This is a genomic window from Pseudaquabacterium rugosum, from assembly GCF_038066575.1.
In the GTDB taxonomy this organism is placed as follows: Bacteria; Pseudomonadota; Gammaproteobacteria; order Burkholderiales; family Burkholderiaceae_C; genus Pseudaquabacterium; species Pseudaquabacterium rugosum.
Window position 1 is genome coordinate 24,993 of sequence record NZ_JBBUTF010000019.1, and the last position, 17,061, is coordinate 42,053.

The 17,061-nt window shown below is 69.6% G+C and carries 13 protein-coding genes; 8 read left to right on the plus strand and 5 right to left on the minus strand.

The annotated features are described in order from the left end of the window. The first annotated feature begins 6 nt into the window (after nt 1-6). From nuoL to AACH11_RS19040, 6 genes are all read left to right on the plus strand, one after another. On the plus strand, nt 7-2,061 hold the full coding sequence (gene nuoL, locus AACH11_RS19015) for an NADH-quinone oxidoreductase subunit L (protein ID WP_341375842.1): 2,055 nt from the start codon (nt 7-9) through the stop codon (nt 2,059-2,061). Between the two features lie 23 nt (nt 2,062-2,084). Continuing rightward, the gene (locus tag AACH11_RS19020) at nt 2,085-3,572 is read left to right on the plus strand and encodes an NADH-quinone oxidoreductase subunit M (protein WP_341375843.1); all 1,488 of its coding nucleotides are present in this window, start codon (nt 2,085-2,087) and stop codon (nt 3,570-3,572) included. A 24-nt stretch (nt 3,573-3,596) separates the two neighbouring features. After that, entirely contained in the window at nt 3,597-5,078 is a 1,482-nt protein-coding gene (gene nuoN, locus AACH11_RS19025; protein WP_341375844.1) for an NADH-quinone oxidoreductase subunit NuoN, read from the plus strand. Nucleotides 5,079-5,285: 207 nt separating this feature from the next. Next, on the plus strand, nt 5,286-5,588 hold the full coding sequence (locus AACH11_RS19030; protein ID WP_341375845.1) for a DUF2818 family protein: 303 nt from the start codon (nt 5,286-5,288) through the stop codon (nt 5,586-5,588). 133 nt (nt 5,589-5,721) lie between these two features. Beyond that, nucleotides 5,722-6,375 carry an NUDIX domain-containing protein gene (locus AACH11_RS19035; RefSeq protein WP_341375846.1) on the plus strand — a complete coding sequence of 218 codons (654 nt, stop codon included), beginning with the start codon at nt 5,722-5,724 and terminating at the stop codon, nt 6,373-6,375. Between the two features lie 64 nt (nt 6,376-6,439). Continuing rightward, on the plus strand, nt 6,440-7,006 hold the full coding sequence (locus AACH11_RS19040) for a DUF1178 family protein (protein WP_341375847.1): 567 nt from the start codon (nt 6,440-6,442) through the stop codon (nt 7,004-7,006). A 138-nt stretch (nt 7,007-7,144) separates the two neighbouring features. Here AACH11_RS19040 and AACH11_RS19045 read toward each other — a convergent pair whose 3' ends face one another. Continuing rightward, complete coding sequence (locus AACH11_RS19045; RefSeq protein ID WP_341375848.1) at nt 7,145-8,551, minus strand: FAD-binding oxidoreductase; 1,407 nt, start codon at nt 8,549-8,551, stop codon at nt 7,145-7,147. Between the two features lie 94 nt (nt 8,552-8,645). After that, complete coding sequence (locus tag AACH11_RS19050; RefSeq protein ID WP_341375849.1) at nt 8,646-9,014, minus strand: DUF2069 domain-containing protein; 369 nt, start codon at nt 9,012-9,014, stop codon at nt 8,646-8,648. 266 nt (nt 9,015-9,280) lie between these two features. Between AACH11_RS19050 and AACH11_RS19055 the strand changes: the two genes are divergently transcribed. Beyond that, nucleotides 9,281-10,537 (plus strand): YihY family inner membrane protein, encoded by a 1,257-nt coding sequence (locus tag AACH11_RS19055; RefSeq protein ID WP_341375850.1) that lies wholly within the window; start codon nt 9,281-9,283, stop codon nt 10,535-10,537. 34 nt (nt 10,538-10,571) lie between these two features. Then, entirely contained in the window at nt 10,572-14,810 is a 4,239-nt protein-coding gene (gene hrpA / locus AACH11_RS19060) for an ATP-dependent RNA helicase HrpA (RefSeq protein WP_341375851.1), read from the plus strand. Nucleotides 14,811-14,882: 72 nt separating this feature from the next. Here hrpA and AACH11_RS19065 read toward each other — a convergent pair whose 3' ends face one another. From AACH11_RS19065 to AACH11_RS19075, 3 genes are read right to left on the minus strand one after another with little or no spacing between them, the layout of a single operon-like run. Further along, a complete protein-coding gene (locus AACH11_RS19065; RefSeq protein WP_341375852.1) occupies nt 14,883-15,311 on the minus strand; it encodes a response regulator in 429 nt (142 codons plus the stop codon). Then, complete coding sequence (locus AACH11_RS19070) at nt 15,286-16,548, minus strand: methyl-accepting chemotaxis protein (protein ID WP_341375853.1); 1,263 nt, start codon at nt 16,546-16,548, stop codon at nt 15,286-15,288. Before AACH11_RS19070 ends, AACH11_RS19065 begins: the two co-directional genes overlap by 26 nt. 17 nt (nt 16,549-16,565) lie before the next feature. Beyond that, the gene (locus tag AACH11_RS19075; protein ID WP_341375854.1) at nt 16,566-16,928 is read right to left on the minus strand and encodes a response regulator; all 363 of its coding nucleotides are present in this window, start codon (nt 16,926-16,928) and stop codon (nt 16,566-16,568) included. Nucleotides 16,929-17,061: the final 133 nt, after the last annotated feature.

Genomic DNA, 17,061 nt, shown 5'->3' on the forward strand with positions numbered 1-17,061 from the left:
ACAGACATGTCTGCACAACTCAATCAGAACCTGCTGCTGGCGGTGCCGCTGGCGCCGCTGGTCGGCGCCACGCTGGCCGGCTTCTTCGGCAAGGCCATCGGCCGGGCAGGGGCCCATACCGCGACGATCCTGGGCGTGCTCGTCGCGTTCGTGATCTCGGTGATGACGCTGATCGACGTGATCGACGGCGCGCGCTTCTCCGGCACCCTCTACGAGTGGATGGTGCTGGGTGACCTGAAGATGGAGGTCGGCTTCCTGGTCGACGGCCTGACGGCGATGATGATGGTCGTCGTGACCTTCGTGTCGCTGATGGTCCACCTCTACACCATCGGCTACATGCACGAGGATCCGGGCTACCAGCGCTTCTTCTCGTACATCTCGCTGTTCACCTTCTCGATGCTCATGCTGGTCATGAGCAACAACTTCCTGCAGCTGTTCTTCGGCTGGGAAGCGGTGGGTCTGGTGAGCTATCTGCTGATCGGCTTCTGGTACAAGAAGCCGACCGCGATCTTCGCCAACATGAAGGCCTTCCTGGTCAACCGGGTCGGTGACTTCGGCTTCATCCTGGGCATCGGCCTGATCGCCGGGTACGCCGGCACGCTCAGCTATGCCGAGACCTTCGCCAAGGCCAACGAGCTGGCCCAGCTGACCTTCCCGGGCACCAGCTGGATGCTGATCACGGTGACCTGCATCTGCCTGTTCATCGGTGCGATGGGCAAGTCGGCGCAGTTCCCGCTGCACGTCTGGCTGCCGGACTCGATGGAAGGCCCGACCCCGATCTCGGCGCTGATCCACGCGGCCACGATGGTGACCGCGGGCATCTTCATGGTCGCCCGCATGTCGCCGCTGTTCGAGCTGTCGGACACCGCGCTGAACTTCATCCTGGTGATCGGCTCGATCACGGCCCTGTTCATGGGCTTCCTGGGCATCATCCAGAACGACATCAAGCGCGTGGTCGCCTACTCGACGCTGTCGCAGCTGGGTTACATGACGGTCGCCCTCGGCGTCTCGGCCTACAACGTCGCCGTGTTCCACCTGATGACGCACGCCTTCTTCAAGGCGCTGCTGTTCCTCGGTGCGGGCTCGGTGATCATGGGCATGCACCATGACCAGGACATCCGCAACATGGGTGGCCTGCGCAAGTACATGCCGATCACCTGGATCACCTCGCTGCTGGGCAGCCTGGCGCTGATCGGCACGCCGTTCTTCTCGGGCTTCTTCTCGAAGGACTCGATCATCGAGGCGGTGCACGCCAGCCACCTGCCGGCCGCGCACTGGGCGTACTTCTGCGTGATCGTCGGCGTCTTCGTGACGGCCTTCTACTCGTTCCGCATGTACTTCCTGGTCTTCCACGGCGAGGAGCGTTTCGGCAAGGCCCATCACGACCATCATGGCCACGCTCATGACGACGCCCACGATGACCATGCCCATGACGAGCACCACGGTCTGGCACCGGGCCAGAAGCCGCACGAGTCGCCGTGGGTGGTCACGGTGCCGCTGCTGCTGCTGGCCATCCCCTCGGTGCTGGTCGGCTACCTGACGATCGGACCGCTGCTCTATGGCGAGTTCTTCAAGGACGCGATCATCGTCAACACGGACCTGCATCCGGCGATGAAGGAACTGGCCGAGCACTTCCATGGTGCCGCGGCGATGTCGATCCACGCGCTGGGCACGCTGCCGTTCGCGCTGGCCCTGGCCGGTGTGGTGGTGTCCTGGTTCTTCTATCTGAAGGCGCCGGCGATCCCGGCGGCCATCGGCCGCGCCCTGCGTCCGGTGATCGTCGTGCTGGAGAACAAGTACTTCCTGGACTGGATCAACGAGCACATCATCGCCAAGGCCGCCCGCGGTCTGGGCATCGGTCTGTGGAAGGCCGGTGACCAGGTGCTGATCGATGGCCTGCTGGTCAATGGCTCGGCCCGCCTGGTCGGCCTGCTGGCCAGCCTGAGCCGGCTGGTCCAGACCGGCCATGTCTACTGGTATGCCCTGGTGATGCTGCTGGGCGTGTTCGGTCTGCTGACCTGGCAGCTGTGGCCCGCGCTGACCGGCGTGGCCGGTCACTGACGAACGAGGGCGGAGAACAAGAAATGGGCTTCGGTCTACTGAGTGTTTCGATCTGGCTGCCGATCGCCTTCGGCATCCTGTTGCTGGCCGTCGGTCGTGAGGGCAACCCGGGCATGGCCCGCTGGCTCGCGCTGATCGGCGCCATCGCCAGCTTCGTCGTCACCATCCCGCTGATCACCGGCTTCGACGCCGGCAGCGCCGCGCTGCAGTTCCAGGAAAACCTGCCCTGGATCGAGCGCTTCAGCATCCGCTACCACCTCGGGGTGGACGGCATCTCGGTCTGGTTCGTCCTGCTGACCGCCTTCATCACGATCATCGTGGTGCTGGCCGGCTGGGAGGTGATCACCGACCGCGTGCACCAGTACATGGGCGCGTTCCTGATCCTGTCGGGTCTGATGGTCGGGGTCTTCTCGGCTGCGGACGCGATGCTGTTCTACGTGTTCTTCGAGGCGACCCTGATTCCGATGTACATCATCATCGGCGTCTGGGGCGGCCCGCGACGCGTCTACGCGGCGTTCAAGTTCTTCCTGTACACGCTGCTCGGCTCGCTGCTGATGCTGATCGCGCTGGTCTACCTGTACCACCAGTCGGGTGGCAGCTTCGAGATCACCGCGTGGCACAAGCTGCCGCTGCCGATGTCGGCGCAGACGCTGCTGTTCTTCGCCTTCTTCGCCGCCTTCGCGGTGAAGGTGCCGATGTGGCCGGTGCACACCTGGCTGCCGGACGCCCACGTCGAGGCGCCCACCGGCGGCTCGGTCGTGCTGGCCGCGATCATGCTGAAGCTCGGTGCCTACGGCTTCCTGCGCTTCTCGATGCCGATCGCGCCGGATGCCGCGCACAAGTTCGCCGGCTTCATCATCGCCCTGAGCCTGGTCGCCGTGATCTACGTCGGCCTGGTCGCGATGGTGCAGAAGGACATGAAGAAGCTGGTCGCGTACTCGTCGATCGCCCACATGGGCTTCGTCACGCTGGGCTTCTTCCTGTTCAATGAACTGGGCGTGTCCGGCGGTCTGGTCCAGATGATCAGCCACGGCTTCGTCTCGGGCGCCATGTTTCTGGCCATCGGCGTGCTGTACGACCGCGTGCACAGCCGCGAGATCGCGACCTACGGCGGGGTGGTCAACACCATGCCCAAGTTCGCCGCCTTCGTGCTGTTCTTCACCATGGCCAACTGCGGTCTGCCGGGTACCGGCGGCTTCGTCGGCGAGTGGATGGTGATCCTGGGTGCGGTCAAGGTGAACTTCTGGATCGGTGCGCTGGCCGCCACCGCGCTGATCCTGGGCGCCGCGTACTCGCTGTGGATGTACAAGCGGGTCTACTTCGGCGACGTCACCAATGACGATGTCCGCGGACTGACCGACATCAACGCCCGCGAGTTCCTGCTGATGGCCGTGCTCGCGATCGCCACCCTCTGGATGGGCGTCTATCCGAAGCCCTTCACCGACGTGATGCACGAGTCGGTGGACAGCCTGCTCAAGCACGTCGCCGTCAGCAAGCTGCCGACGCCCTGAACGCGCGAGGAGTTCCACAAGATCATGAATGAGCTGAACTGGTCCGTCGCCCAACCCGAGGTGCTGCTGCTGGTCGCGGCCTGCGTCGTCGCGCTGGCCGACCTCTTCGTCGAGGACGAACAGCGCCGTCCGACCTACTGGCTGACCCAGGCCAGCCTGGCCCTCGTCGGCCTGCTGCACTGGAATGCCTACGAGGCAGGCGCCACCGCCTACGGCATGAGCGGCATGTTCGTCGCCGATCCGATGGGGCATCTGCTGGCGGCCTTCGCCAGCGGCGCGATGATGGTGACGATCGCCTATGCGCGGCCCTACATCGGTGCCCGCGAGATGCTCAAGGGCGAGTTCTTCACGCTGTCGATGTTCGTCCTGCTGGGCATCTGCGTGATGATCTCGGCCAACAACTTCCTGGTCGTCTACCTGGGCCTGGAAGTGATGAGCCTGTCGCTGTATGCGCTGGTCGCGCTGCGCCGGGACCACGGCACGAGCACCGAAGCGGCGATGAAGTACTTCGTGCTGGGCGCGCTGGCCTCGGGCTTCCTGCTCTACGGTCTGTCGATGATCTACGGCGCCACGGGTTCGCTGCAGCTCAAGGAAGTCAGCGACGCGATCGCCGCCGGCCAGCTCAACCGCACCGTGCTGACCTTCGGCATCGTCTTCGTGGTCTCCGGTCTGGCCTTCAAGCTGGGTGTCGTGCCCTTCCACATGTGGGTGCCCGACGTCTACCACGGTGCGCCGACGGCCGTCACGCTGATGATCGGCGGCGCCCCGAAGCTGGCGGCCTTCGCGATGACGCTGCGTCTGCTGGTCGAAGGCATGTTCGGGCTGGCCGTCGATTGGCAGCAGATGCTGGTCGTGCTGTCGGTGTGCTCGCTGGTGATCGGCAACCTGGCCGCCATCGCGCAGACCAACCTCAAGCGCATGCTGGCCTACTCGACCATCGCGCAGATGGGCTTCATGCTGCTGGCCATGAGCGCCGGTGTCGTCAACGACAACCCGCTGTCGGCCGGCAACGCCTACTCGTCGGCGATGTTCTACGCGATCACCTACGTGCTGACGACCCTCGGCAGCTTCGGCCTGGTGATGTACCTGTCGCGTCAGGGCTTCGAGTGCGACGAGCTGTCGGACCTGGCGGGTCTGGCCAGGCGCTCGCCCTGGCTGGCCGGCGTGATGACGATCTTCATGTTCAGCCTGGCGGGCGTGCCGCCGATGGTGGGCTTCTATGCCAAGCTGGCCGTCGTCCAGGCGCTGGTGACCACGGGCGTGGCCTTCTACATCGGTCTGGCCGTCGTCGCCGTGATGCTGAGCCTGATCGGCGCCTTCTACTACCTGCGTGTGGTCAAGGTGGTCTGGTTCGACGAGCCGACCAGTGGCGCGTCGGCCGTCCAGAGCGCCGGTCTGACCGCGCTGCTGGCGGTCAACGGTCTGGCGGTGCTGGGCTTCGGCCTGATGCCCGGTGGTCTGATGGCCATCTGCCGCGACGCCATCGCGCGCACGCTGAGCACCTGATGTCCGGGTGCAGGTCCCGGTCGATCGCCTGAGGGCGCTCGGCAGGTGGCCTGGACCTCCACGGGCGGCAGCCTCCGGTCGGAGCCTGCCGCCTTGTCATTTTCCGTGTCCGTCTCCGGTGGGTTCGGCCCGCCGGGCCTGGCGGCCTTGTCGTCGCGGGTCCGCCTGCGGCGACGGGCGGCAGGGCACGTATCATCACGCCCCATCATGCTGGGAACCACCGCACCTGTCTGGGGACTGCTGCTGCTCGGGCTGCTGGCCGCCAATGCGCCTTTCCTCACCGAGCGCCGTCTGTTCGTGTTGCCCGCGCGTGGCAGCAAGCCGCTGGGCTGGCGCCTGCTGGAGCTGCTGCTGTTGACCGCGTTGATGATCGGCATCGGCACGCTGATCGAGATGCGCCTGGGTCAGCGCAGCCCGCAGGGCTGGGCGTTCTATGTGGTGATGATCAGCCTGATGCTGACCTTCGCCTTTCCCGGCTTCGTCTGGCGCTGCCTGCGCCGCGGGGGCTGACGCACCGCCGCTCAGGCCTGTCCATCCCCGGCACACGGTTGCCCGGTTCCGCAGGGTCCGGTGTGCCAACGACGATGATCAGGGTCCGGTCCGCCGCGTCCTGCGGCGCACGTTCATCCCAACACCCTCAGCGATGTCCGAGTCTTCCGTCACCGTCACACCGGGCATCCTGCCCGCCGCCGATCTGGATCCGTCCGAGCATCATCTGGTCGAGCGCTTCGAACAGGGGCGGCAGGCCTGGCGCGGCAAGATGCTCGACGTGCGCATCGACACCGTGACCTTGCCCGATGGCGGCCGCGCGACGCGCGAGTACATCGTGCATCCGGGGGCCGTGGCCGTGGTCGCGCTGCTCGACGACGGCCGGCTGGTGATGGAGCGCCAGTACCGCTATCCGCTCGGGCGGGTGGTGCTGGAGGTTCCCGCCGGCAAGATCGATCCGGGTGAAAGCATCTGGCGCTGTGCCCAGCGCGAGCTGGCCGAGGAGACCGGCTACCGGGCGCGGGAATGGGCGCGGGCCGGTGTGCTGCACAACGCCTGCGCCTACAGCACCGAGGGCATCGAGATCTGGTTCGCCCGCGGCCTGCATCCGGGCGAACGGCAACTCGACCACGGCGAGCTGATCGACATCCTGCCGATGTCGATGGACGAGCTCGATGCGCTGGCCTGCCGAGGCGAGCTCACCGACGCCAAGACGCTGATCGCACTGCAGTGGTTGCAGCGCTGGCGCGCCGGCGCCTGGGCGCTGGATTGGCAGCCGACGCCCTCGTCGGGGCCCGACAGCCTCTGACGGTCAGCGGACCGCGCTTGGCCGGAGCGCGCCGGCGCCGAAGTCGTTTGACGATAATCGCTCCATGAAAGTGCTGAATCTGCAGTGCTCGCACGGCCATGGCTTCGAGGGCTGGTTCGGCTCCGAGCAGGACTATCTGGACCAGCAGGCCCGCCGCCTGGTGCGCTGTCCGGTCTGCGATGGGGACCAGATCGAGAAGCTCCCGAGCGCGCCCCGGCTCAACCTGTCGGGTGGACGGCCGCCTGCGTCGCGTCGTGCGGGGCAGGCGGATGAGCGGGGTGCCGAGCGTTCCGCAGGGCAGGGCGCCGCGGTGCCGACGAAGCGGCCGGCGCCTTCGCGCGACGCGGCAGGTCAGCGGGCCGAATCCGCCGCGCCCCTCGATCCGGCCGTGCAGGCTCGGCTGGAGCAGCTGCACGCGGCCTGGATCGAGACGGTCAAAGCTGTGGTCGAACGCACCGAGGACGTCGGCGAACGCTTCACCGAAGAGGCGCGGCGCATCCATTACGGCGAGACCGAGGCCCGCGGCATCCGTGGCACCGCATCGCCGGAGCAGCGTGCCGAGCTGGCCGAGGAAGGGGTGGAGGTGGTGAGTCTGCCGATGCCCGCGGCCCTCAAGGGGCCTCAGCACTGAATCTGCACACCCAGTGCCTTGGCATGCAGAGGCATTTAAACGAACTAACGCCAGAAGCACTCAACACGATCCATCTCCAACGCCTCGACAAGAAGGGCTCGTCTTTGTCGCTGACGCAGCCCCGCCTGTCTCCCGGCATCAGAGCACCCGCCCCGGATTCATCACGCCCTGCGGATCCAGCGCCTGCTTGATCCGGCGCATCAGCGCGAGGGCCACCGCGGACTTGCGGCGGGGCAGTTCCTCGCGCTTGAGCTCGCCGATGCCGTGCTCGGCCGAAATGCTGCCGCCGCAGGCCTGGACCGCGTCGTAGACCAGGGCGTTGATCGCGTGTTCGTGCTCCCGCAGGAAGCTCGGCGCATCGCCGCCCTCGGGGCACTGCACGTTGAAGTGCAGGTTGCCGTCGCCAAGATGGCCGAAGTTCACCAGGCGCACGCCCGGGAAACGCTGCTGCAGCGCGGCCTCGGTGTCCGCGCTGAAGTCCGGGATCGCCGAGACCGGCAGCGAGATATCGTGCTTGATGTTCAGGCCTTCCTCGCTCTGGGCCAGCGAGATCGATTCGCGCACGTGCCACAGGCCGTGCGACTGGGCCAGGCTCTCGGCCAGTGCGGCATCGTCGATCAGGCCATCCTCCAGGGCCTGACCCAGCAGGCCCTCGGCCCGCTCGCGCAGCCGGGCTTCACCGTCACCGTCGGTGCACTCGATCAGCACCGTCCAGGGGCAGGGCGCCAGCGGCTGGGGCAGTTGCGGGAAATGCCGCCGCACGAGGTCGAGGGAGAAGCGGTTCATCACCTCGAAGCCGGTCAGATCGGCGCCCAGGCGTTGGCGGGCCAGCATCAGCAGCGCCACGCACTGGCGCAGCGAGCCGGTCGCACACAGCGCGGTCAGGCTGGCGGCCGGTTGCGGATGGAGTTCGAGCGTGGCCGCGGTGATCACGCCGAGCGTGCCTTCGGCGCCGATGTAGAGGTCCCGCAGGTCGTAGCCGGTGTTGTCCTTGCGCAGGCCGGAGAGATCGGTCCAGATCTCGCCGTCGGCCGTCACGACCTCCAGGCCCAGGCACAGCTCACGCGCATTGCCGTAACGCAGGACCTGCGTGCCCCCGGCATTGGTCGACAGATTGCCACCGATGGTGCAGCTACCCTCGGCCGCCAGGCTCAGCGGAAACAGCAGGCCGGCATCGGCCGCCGCCTGCTGCACCTGCTGCAGCACCATGCCGGCGTCCACCGTCAGCGTCAGGTTGGCTGGATCCAGCCGGCGCACGCGGTTCATGCGCTGCAGGCTCAGCACGATCTGGCGCCCGCTGGCATCGGGCACGCCCCCACCGACCAGGCCGGTGTTGCCACCCTGTGGCACCAGGCTCACGCCGTGGCGGACACAGGCCCGCACGACGGCGGCCACCTCCTCGGTGCTGCCGGGGCGCACGACGGCCAGCGCGCGGCCCTGCCAGCGGCGGCGCCAGTCGCGTTCATGGGCCGGCAGGTCGCCGCCGGGCAGCACCTGGGCCTCGCCGAGGATGCGTCGCAGATCGTCCAGCAGGTCGGTGCTCATGGCGCGGGGGGATCGATGAGGAAGGAGGGCTCGCGCATCCTGCGGAACAGCGGCGCGGGCGGGAAAAGGTGATGGGGGCCGTGCGCCCGTGGCCTCAACGGGCCGGCTGCACGGCCTGTGGCGGGTTCACGCGGTGCTTGAGCCGCCAGCGGATGTGGGCGGTGCAGACCACGAACAGCAGCACCGACAGGCCCACCTGGGCCCAGGCCAGCCCACGGCCGAGCGCATCGCCCGGGCCGGGCCCGCGCACCAGGCCTTCGGTCACGTAGAGCCACACCAGCAGGCTCAGCCAGCGGTAGGTGTAGAGCCGGTAGCGCCACAACCCGGCCAGCACCGGCAGCAGCGGCAGCACCTTGACCGCCCAGGTGCCGCGCCCGGTGGGCGCCAGCCACAGCTCCCAGGCCAGGCCGAGACCGATCAGTCCGAGCGTCAGGCCCAGGGCCAGGGCACGGCTGTGGCGCACGAACGCAGAGGGCGGGGGCGGGGCGCCCGTGGCCGGATCGATCACGGGTACGGTGTGGTCGTCGGTCGTCGCCTGACGGTGGTCCTGAAGCGTGGCGTCCGGCTGGACGTGCGCCCCGGAGCCGGTGGCCACGCCGACAGGCCCGTCGGGAGCACCGCCCGGAAGCGGGCGGGAGGAGGGCGAAGGCTTCATCGGCCGCCCCGCGCGCAAGGCAGGGCCGGTCCGGCAGGGACGGTCGGGCGGTTCACGGCTGGCATGATAGACGGATGCACAGCCTCGCCCCCGTCCGGGCCGGGTGGCGTGGACGGCTGGCGCTGGGCGCCCGCGTGCTGCGCACCTGGCCGTGGCTCAACACCCTGCAGACGCTGCGTCAGCGCCTGCGCGAAGACCGCCTCTCGCTGACCGCCTCCAGCCTGACCTTCACCACCCTGATCGGCCTGGTGCCGATGATGACGGTGGTGCTGGCGCTCTTCACCGCATTTCCGGTGTTCGGCCGCTTCCAGGTCGCGCTGCAGAAGTACTTCCTGCAGGCGCTGGTGCCCGACACCATCGCCCGGCCGGTGCTCAACGCGCTGACGCAGTTCGCCGGCAAGGCCAGCCGCATGGGCGGCGTCGGCCTGGTGGTGCTGCTGATCACCGCCGTCGCGCTGGTCTTCACCATCGACCGCACGCTCAACGCCATCTGGCGCGTGCCGCGGCCGCGGCCGCTGGCCCAGCGCCTGCTGATCTACTGGGCCGCGCTGACGCTGGGCCCGCTGCTGCTGGGCGGCGGCCTGGCGCTGACCCAGATCGCCATCAGCGCCAGCCGCGACGTGGTCGACGACCTGCCCGGTGGGCTCGCACTGCTGCTGGCGCTGCTGGAGGTGGCGCTGCTGAGCAGCGGCGCGGCGCTGATGTTCCGCTTCGTGCCCAACACGCCGGTCAAGGCCGGCCATGCCTGGGCCGGGGGCCTGTTCGTCGGCATCGGCCTGGCGCTGGCCAAGCGCGGCCTGGCGCTGTACGTCAAGAGCGTGCCGACCTATTCGGTGGTCTACGGGGCCTTCGCCACGCTGCCCATCCTGCTGCTGTGGATCTATCTGGGCTGGCTGATCGTGCTGCTGGGCGCGGTGCTGGCGGCCTATGCGCCGACGCTCAGCCTGCACGTCTCCCGCCTGTCGGCGCACCCGGGCTCGCGCTTCACGCTGGCGGTCGAGCTGCTGCAGCTGCTGCAGGCCGCACGGCGCGAGAACGGCCGCGGGCTGCGCAGCACCGAGCTGGCCGCACGCACCCACATCGATCCGCTGCAGGTCGATCCCCTGCTGGAGGAGATGCACGCGCTGGACTGGTGCGCACGCCTGGACGAGGACGGCGAGCCGCGCTGGGTGCTGCTGATCGAGCCGCGGCACACCCCGGCCGCGCCGCTGCTCGATGCGCTGCTGCTGGAGCCCTCGGCCCCCACCGAGGGCCTGCGCCGTGCCATCGGTCTGCCCGGGCTGATGCTGTCGGACCTGCTGGGCGAGCCGGGCACCGGGCGCGGCGGATAATCCGCGCCCCGTGAATGCCGCCAGCCCGCCGCCGATGCCCCCGTCCAGCCCCGCGTCCCCGCCCGCACCGCCGCGCCCGCCCCGGCCACCGCGGCCGACGGAGCGCGCATCGGCCCGCCCCCCGCGTCCCGCCACGCCGGTGCCGCCGATCACCTACCCGGAATCGCTGCCCGTCTCCAGCCGCCGCGACGAGATCGCGCGCGCGATGCGCGAGCACCAGGTGGTCATCGTCTGCGGCGAGACCGGCTCGGGCAAGACCACGCAGCTGCCCAAGATCGCGCTGGAACTCGGCCGCGGCTGGGGCGCCGGCGGCCACGGCCTGATCGGCCACACCCAGCCGCGCCGGCTGGCGGCCACCAGCGTGGCCAAGCGCATCGCCGAGGAGCTGCAGACCCCGCTGGGCGAGATCGTCGGCTACAAGGTCCGCTTCAACGACCGGCTGCAGCCCGGCGCCAGCGTCAAGCTGATGACCGACGGCATCCTGCTGGCCGAGACCCAGGGCGACCCTGATCTGCGCCGTTACGACACGCTGATCATCGACGAGGCGCACGAGCGCAGCCTGAACATCGATTTCCTGCTCGGCTACCTGCGCCAGCTGCTGCCGCGCCGGCCCGACCTGAAGATCGTCATCACCTCGGCCACCATCGACGCCGAGCGCTTCGCCCGTCATTTCGAGTCGATCAAGGGGCCGGCGCCGGTGATCCAGGTCAGCGGCCGGCTCTACCCGGTCGAGCAGCGCTGGCGCCCGTTCGAGGAATCCCGCGAGTACGGCCAGGAGCACGCGATCGCCGACGCGGTCGACGAGCTCTGGCGCGAGGGCTCGGGCGACATCCTGGTCTTCCTGCCCGGCGAGCGCGAGATCCGCGAGACCGCCGACCACCTGCACAAGCACCTGGCCCAGCACGGCGTGGGCGGCCAGCGCGGCGGGCCGCCGCCCGAGGTGCTGCCGCTGTTCGCGCGGCTGAGCCCGGCCGAGCAGGACCGGGTGTTCTCGGCCAGCAACGGCCGCCGCGTGGTGCTGGCCACCAACGTGGCCGAGACCTCGCTGACGGTGCCGGGCATCCGCTACGTGATCGACGCCGGCCTGGCCCGCGTCAAGCGCTACAGCTACCGCAACAAGGTCGAGCAGCTGCAGATCGAGGCCATCAGCCAGGCGGCGGCCAACCAGCGCGCCGGCCGCTGCGGCCGCGTGGCCAACGGCATCTGCATCCGCCTGTACGACGAGAAGACCTTCCTCGGCCGGCCGCGCTTCACTGATCCGGAGATCCTGCGCAGCTCGCTGGCCGGCGTCATCCTGCGGATGAAGAGCCTGCGCCTGGGCGAGGTCGAGCAGTTTCCCTTCATCGAACCGCCGCGGGCCAAGGCGATCGCCGACGGCTACGCGCTGCTGGGCGAACTCGGCGCCGTCGACGACGACAACCAGCTGACGCCCATCGGCGTCGAGCTCAGCCAGCTGCCGCTGGACCCGCGCGTGGGTCGCATGATCCTGGAAGGGCGCGAGCGTGGCGCGCTCGACGAGGTGCTGATCATTGCCAGCGCGCTGTCGGTGCAGGACGTGCGGGACCGCCCGCTGGACAAGCAGCAGGCCGCCGACGAGAAGCACAAGCTGTTCGACGACGAGAAGAGCGAGTTCATCGGCACGCTCAAGCTCTGGCGCTGGATCGAGGAGGGGCGCACCGGCCACGATGCGCATCTGGCCGAGCCGCTGGCCACCGCGCGCCCGCTGGCCGCGGCGCTGCAGCGCGCCGGCTCGGACGGCTCGGACAACGCAAGCCCGGCCGCCGCCGGCAAGACTCGACATCACCCCGCACAACGCGGCTCCGGGCCCGCCGCCGCCGGCGAACGCCCGCACCACAAGCTCAGCCACCGCCAGCAGGAACAGCGGCTGCGCGAGCACTTCATCAACGTGCGCCGGGTGCGCGAGTGGCGCGACACCCACAGCCAGTTGCACACGGTGGTGGCCGAGCACGGCTGGCGCCTGAACGGCAGCCCGGCCACCTACGAGCAGCTGCACCTGTCGATGCTGGCCGGCCTGCTGGGCAACGTCGGCTGCAAGAGCGACGACGAGGAGTGGTATCTCGGCGCGCGCGGCATCAAGTTCTGGCGCCATCCGGGCGCCAACCTGAGCAAGAAGCCCGGCCGCTGGCTGATCGCCGCCGAGCTGGTCGAGACCACGCGGCTGTACGGCCGCGGCCTGGCCACCATCGAGCCGCAGTGGATCCCGGCCATCGCCGGCCACCTGCTGAAGACCCAGCTGCTGGACCCGCACTGGGAGCGCAAGGCCGCCGAGGTGGTGGCGCTGGAGCGGGCCACGCTCTACGGCATCGTCATCTACAACAACCGCAAGGTGAACTTCGGCCGCATCGATCCGAAGGCCGCGCGCGAGATCTTCATCCGCCGTGCGCTGGTCGAGGGCGACTGGGACTCGAAGCTGCCCTTCCTGGCCCACAACCGCAAGCTCGCGGCCCAGGTGCAGGAGCTGGAGCACAAGTCCCGCCGGCAGGACGTGCTGGTCGACGACGAGCTGATCTACGGCTACTACGATGCCCAGCTGCCGGCCGAGGTGTGCTCGGGCGCGTCGCTGGAGAAGTGGTTCCGCGAGGCCGTGCGCGCCAACCCCAAGGTGCTGCAGCTCAGCCGCGAGGAGCTGATGCGCCACGAGGCCGCCGGCATCACCAGCGAGGCCTTCCCCAAGCTGCTGCGCCTGGGCGGCGTGGACTGCGCCGTCCACTACCTGCACGAGCCCGGCGACGCCAAGGACGGCGTGACGGTGACGGTGCCGATCTACGCCCTCAACCAGGTCAGCGAGGAGCGCTGCGACTGGCTGGTGCCGGGCATGCTGACGCCCAAGGTGACGGCGCTCGTCAAGAGCCTGCACCAGAAGCCGCGCGCCCGGCTGCAGCCGCTGGCCGACTTCGTCGCCGAGTTCTGCGAGCTGGCGCCGTTCGCGCAGGGCGGACTGCTCGACGCGCTGCTGAAGGCCGTGCGCGAGCGCACCCAGCTGGCCGTGCAGCGCAACGACTTCAAGCTCGACATGGTGGCGCCGCACCTGTTCATGAACGTGCGCGTGGTCGACGAGCACGGCCGCCAGCTGGGCATGGGCCGCCACCTGCCCACGCTCAAGAGCGAGCTCGGCGGCCAGGCCCGCAGCGCCTTCCAGGCCCTGGCCGCGCTGAAGCTGGGGCAGGGCGGTGCGGCCGCCACGGCCGGAGGCAGCGCCCAGGCGGGTGCCGCGCCGGTGGGCGGCACGGCCCGCGGCGGCCCGGCCGCCGGCCCCCGTTCAGACGCGGCAGCCGCGGGCACCGTGGGTGCGGCCGGTCCCGCCGGCAGCCAGAGCCGGCCGGGCCCGGCCGTGCGCGGCCGGCCGCCGGCGCCGCCAGCCACCGGCCCGAACGCAGCCCCGCACGCCGCACCCACGGCCGTCTCCGGCCCCTACACCGCCTGGACCTTCGGCGAGCTGCCCGAGCTGATGGAGATCCACCAGCGCGGCCAGACCCTGGTCGGCTTCCCGGCGCTGATCGACAAGGGCACGCATGTCGAGATCGAGGTCTTCGACGAGCCCGAGGCGGCCGCCGCGAAACACCGTGCCGGCCTGCGCCGGTTGGTCGCGCTGGGGATCAAGGAGCCGCTGAAGTACCTGGACAAGAACATCCCGGACTTCACCCGCATGGCCGCGACCTTCATGCCGCTGGGCACGGCCGAGGAGCTCAAGGCGCAGATCATCGAGCTGGCCATCGACCGCGCCTTCCTGGCCGACCCGCTGCCCACCGACGCCAAGGCCTTCGAGGCCCGGCTGGCCGATGGCCGCGGCCGCCTGAACCTGATCGCGCAGGAGGTCGCCCGCCTGTGCCTGACGCTGCTGACCGAGTGGAGCGCGGCCACCCGCAAGCTCAAGGACGCGCGGGCGGCCAAGGACATCGCCGAGGACATCACGCAGCAGCTGCAGCGCCTGATGCCCAAGCGCTTCCTGCTGGCCACGCCCTGGGCCCCGTTGCAGCACCTGCCGCGTTATCTGAAGGCCATCGTCACCCGGCTCGACAAGCTGCGTGCCGATGCCGCGCGCGACGCGCAGCGCATGGCCGAGCTCAAGCCGCTGGAGCAGCGCTGGGTGCGCCGCGTGGCCGAGCGCAAGGGCGTGGCCGACGCGCGGCTGGACGAATACCGCTGGTTGCTGGAGGAGCTGCGGGTCAGCTTCTTCGCGCAGGAGCTGCGCACGCCGCAGCCGGTGTCGGCCAAGCGGCTGGACAAGGCCTGGCAGCAGATCAGCCAGTGAACCGCCCCGCGTCCGCGGCCTGGCACGCGGACGCGGGGCCGCGGTCCCGCAGCCGGCCCTTCAGCTGGCCCTTCAGCCGGCGGTCTTGGTCGGGGCCGCGCGGGGCACGAAGCTGGCCACCAGATCGAGCAGCTCGCGCCCGCCGGTGGGCTTGATCAGCCAGGCGGTGGCACCGGCGCTCTTGCCCTGGTCGCGGTAGTGCCGCTGGCCCTGGGTGGTCAGCGCGACGATCGGGGTGAAGCGCAGCAGCTGCCGCGCCGCGCGGATCAGCTCGACGCCGTCCATCTCGGGCATCACGATGTCGGTCAGCAGCAGGTCCGGGCGCAGCCCGCCCTTCAGCCGGGCCAGCGCCTCGGCACCGTTCTCGGCCAGCACCACGCGGTAGCCGCCGCGCTCGAGCGTCATCATCACGCTGCGGCGCATCGTGGCCGAATCGTCGACGACCATCACCAGCGGCTCCTGGCTGCCGGCCACGTCAGAAGAGCTCGATGCGGGGGCCATACGCGGTCGCCAGGGTGAGTTGATCGGGGGGCAGGGCACCACCGTTGGCCGGCGGCTCCGGCGGCGGTGGCGGTTCCTCGGCGCCGGTCGCACGGGCATGGGCCACCCGCTGCGAATGCATCACGTAGTTCTCGGTCCAGCGCGCCAGCAGTTCCTCCAGCATCATCGGCGGCGGCGGCGCGTTGCCGTCGATCAGCTGGTAGATCTGCGAGAAGTGCTCGGACAGGCTGTTGAGCGCGCCGTTGATCTGTTCGAGCAGCTGGCGGTTGATGTCCTGGAACTGCATGTCGCCCAGGGTGTTGATGATGTCCTCGGTGACCTCGGCCATGCCGCTGTCCATGCGGCCGGACAGGGCCCCCAGATACGGCACGACATCGCCCAGCGTGTCGCTCATCGACTGGATGTGGGCGGCGATCGCGCTGAGCTGGGCCGCGGCGCTGTCGCCCTGGCCGACGTCGGCGCTCTGGCCCATCTGCACGTCGATGGCCGCCGCGGCGGCCTGGATGCCGTCGGTGATCTGGCGCGCGGCCTCGGCGGTCTGCGTCGACAGCCGGCGCACTTCGGCCGCGACGACCTTGAAGCCGGCCCCCTCGCGTCCCGCGCGTGCGGCCTCGACGCTGGCGTTGATCGCCAGCAGGTTGGTCTGGCGCGAGATGTCGGCGATCAGCGAGGCCAGCGGCGTGAGCTGACGGACCTGCTCGGCCACGGCACGCACGCGCTGCTGGCCCTGCTGCTGGGCCTGTTCGAACTGGCGCTGGTGCTCGGCCAGACTGGCCACGGCCTGGCCGTGCTGGCCGGCCTGCGCCAGCGAATCAGCGGACAGGCTCTGCGAGCGCTCGACCGCGTCGATGATGTGCTCGCGCAGCCGGTGGGCGTTGCCGTGCACGCGGTTCATGCGGTCCATCATCGACATCACGGCCGTCTCGCTGGTCGAGATCGTCGCGTCGACCTGCTGGCGCAGCACGCCGAAGGCCTGGCGCAAGGTCTGGATGTCCTGCACCACGACCTGGGTCGTGTGCCGCGAGGATCCGAAGCGCAGCGGGGCATCGCGCCGCGCCAGCCACAGCCCCAGCGCGGTGCCGCCGGCCGCGGCCGCCAGCACCGGCCATGTCAGGTGCTGGGGCCAGATCGCCTGTGCGCCCGCCGCGGCACCGACGGCGGTCAGCAGACCGATGTCCCTGACCTTCAGGCGCCGCCACCAGGCGACGCCCCCCTCTTGCGCCCCGTCATCGTCCATGGCCACCCCTCGTCTCGTCAGCCCGGAATCACCTGCTTGATGACCTTGACCAGATCGGCACCACCGACCGGCTTGACCAGCCAGCCGGTCGCGCCGTTCTTCTTGGCCTCGTCGCGCTTGAGCTGCTGGCTCTCGGTGGTCAGCGCCAGGATGGGGGTGAAGCGCAGCAGCTTGCGCGCCTCACGGATCAGGCCGATGCCGTCGAGCCGCGGCATGTTGATGTCGGTGATGATCAGGTCGGGCTTCAGCCCGGCCTTGAGCTTCATCAGCGCGGCCTCGCCATCGCTGGCGGTGTCGACCTTGTAGCCGCTGATCTCCAGCGTGCCTTTCAGGCTCATCAGCATGGTGGCCGAATCGTCGACGAGAAATACGCTTTTCATGCGCACATCCTTGGGGAGGTGAACCAGGGTGGATGTCTCGCCCGCCGACTGCTTTGCGGGCCCTGTGGGGATATCGGCTCGGCCGGCTCCCACCTTGAGACGGCGGCGCCGCGCGGGCCGTGTCACATGTCGC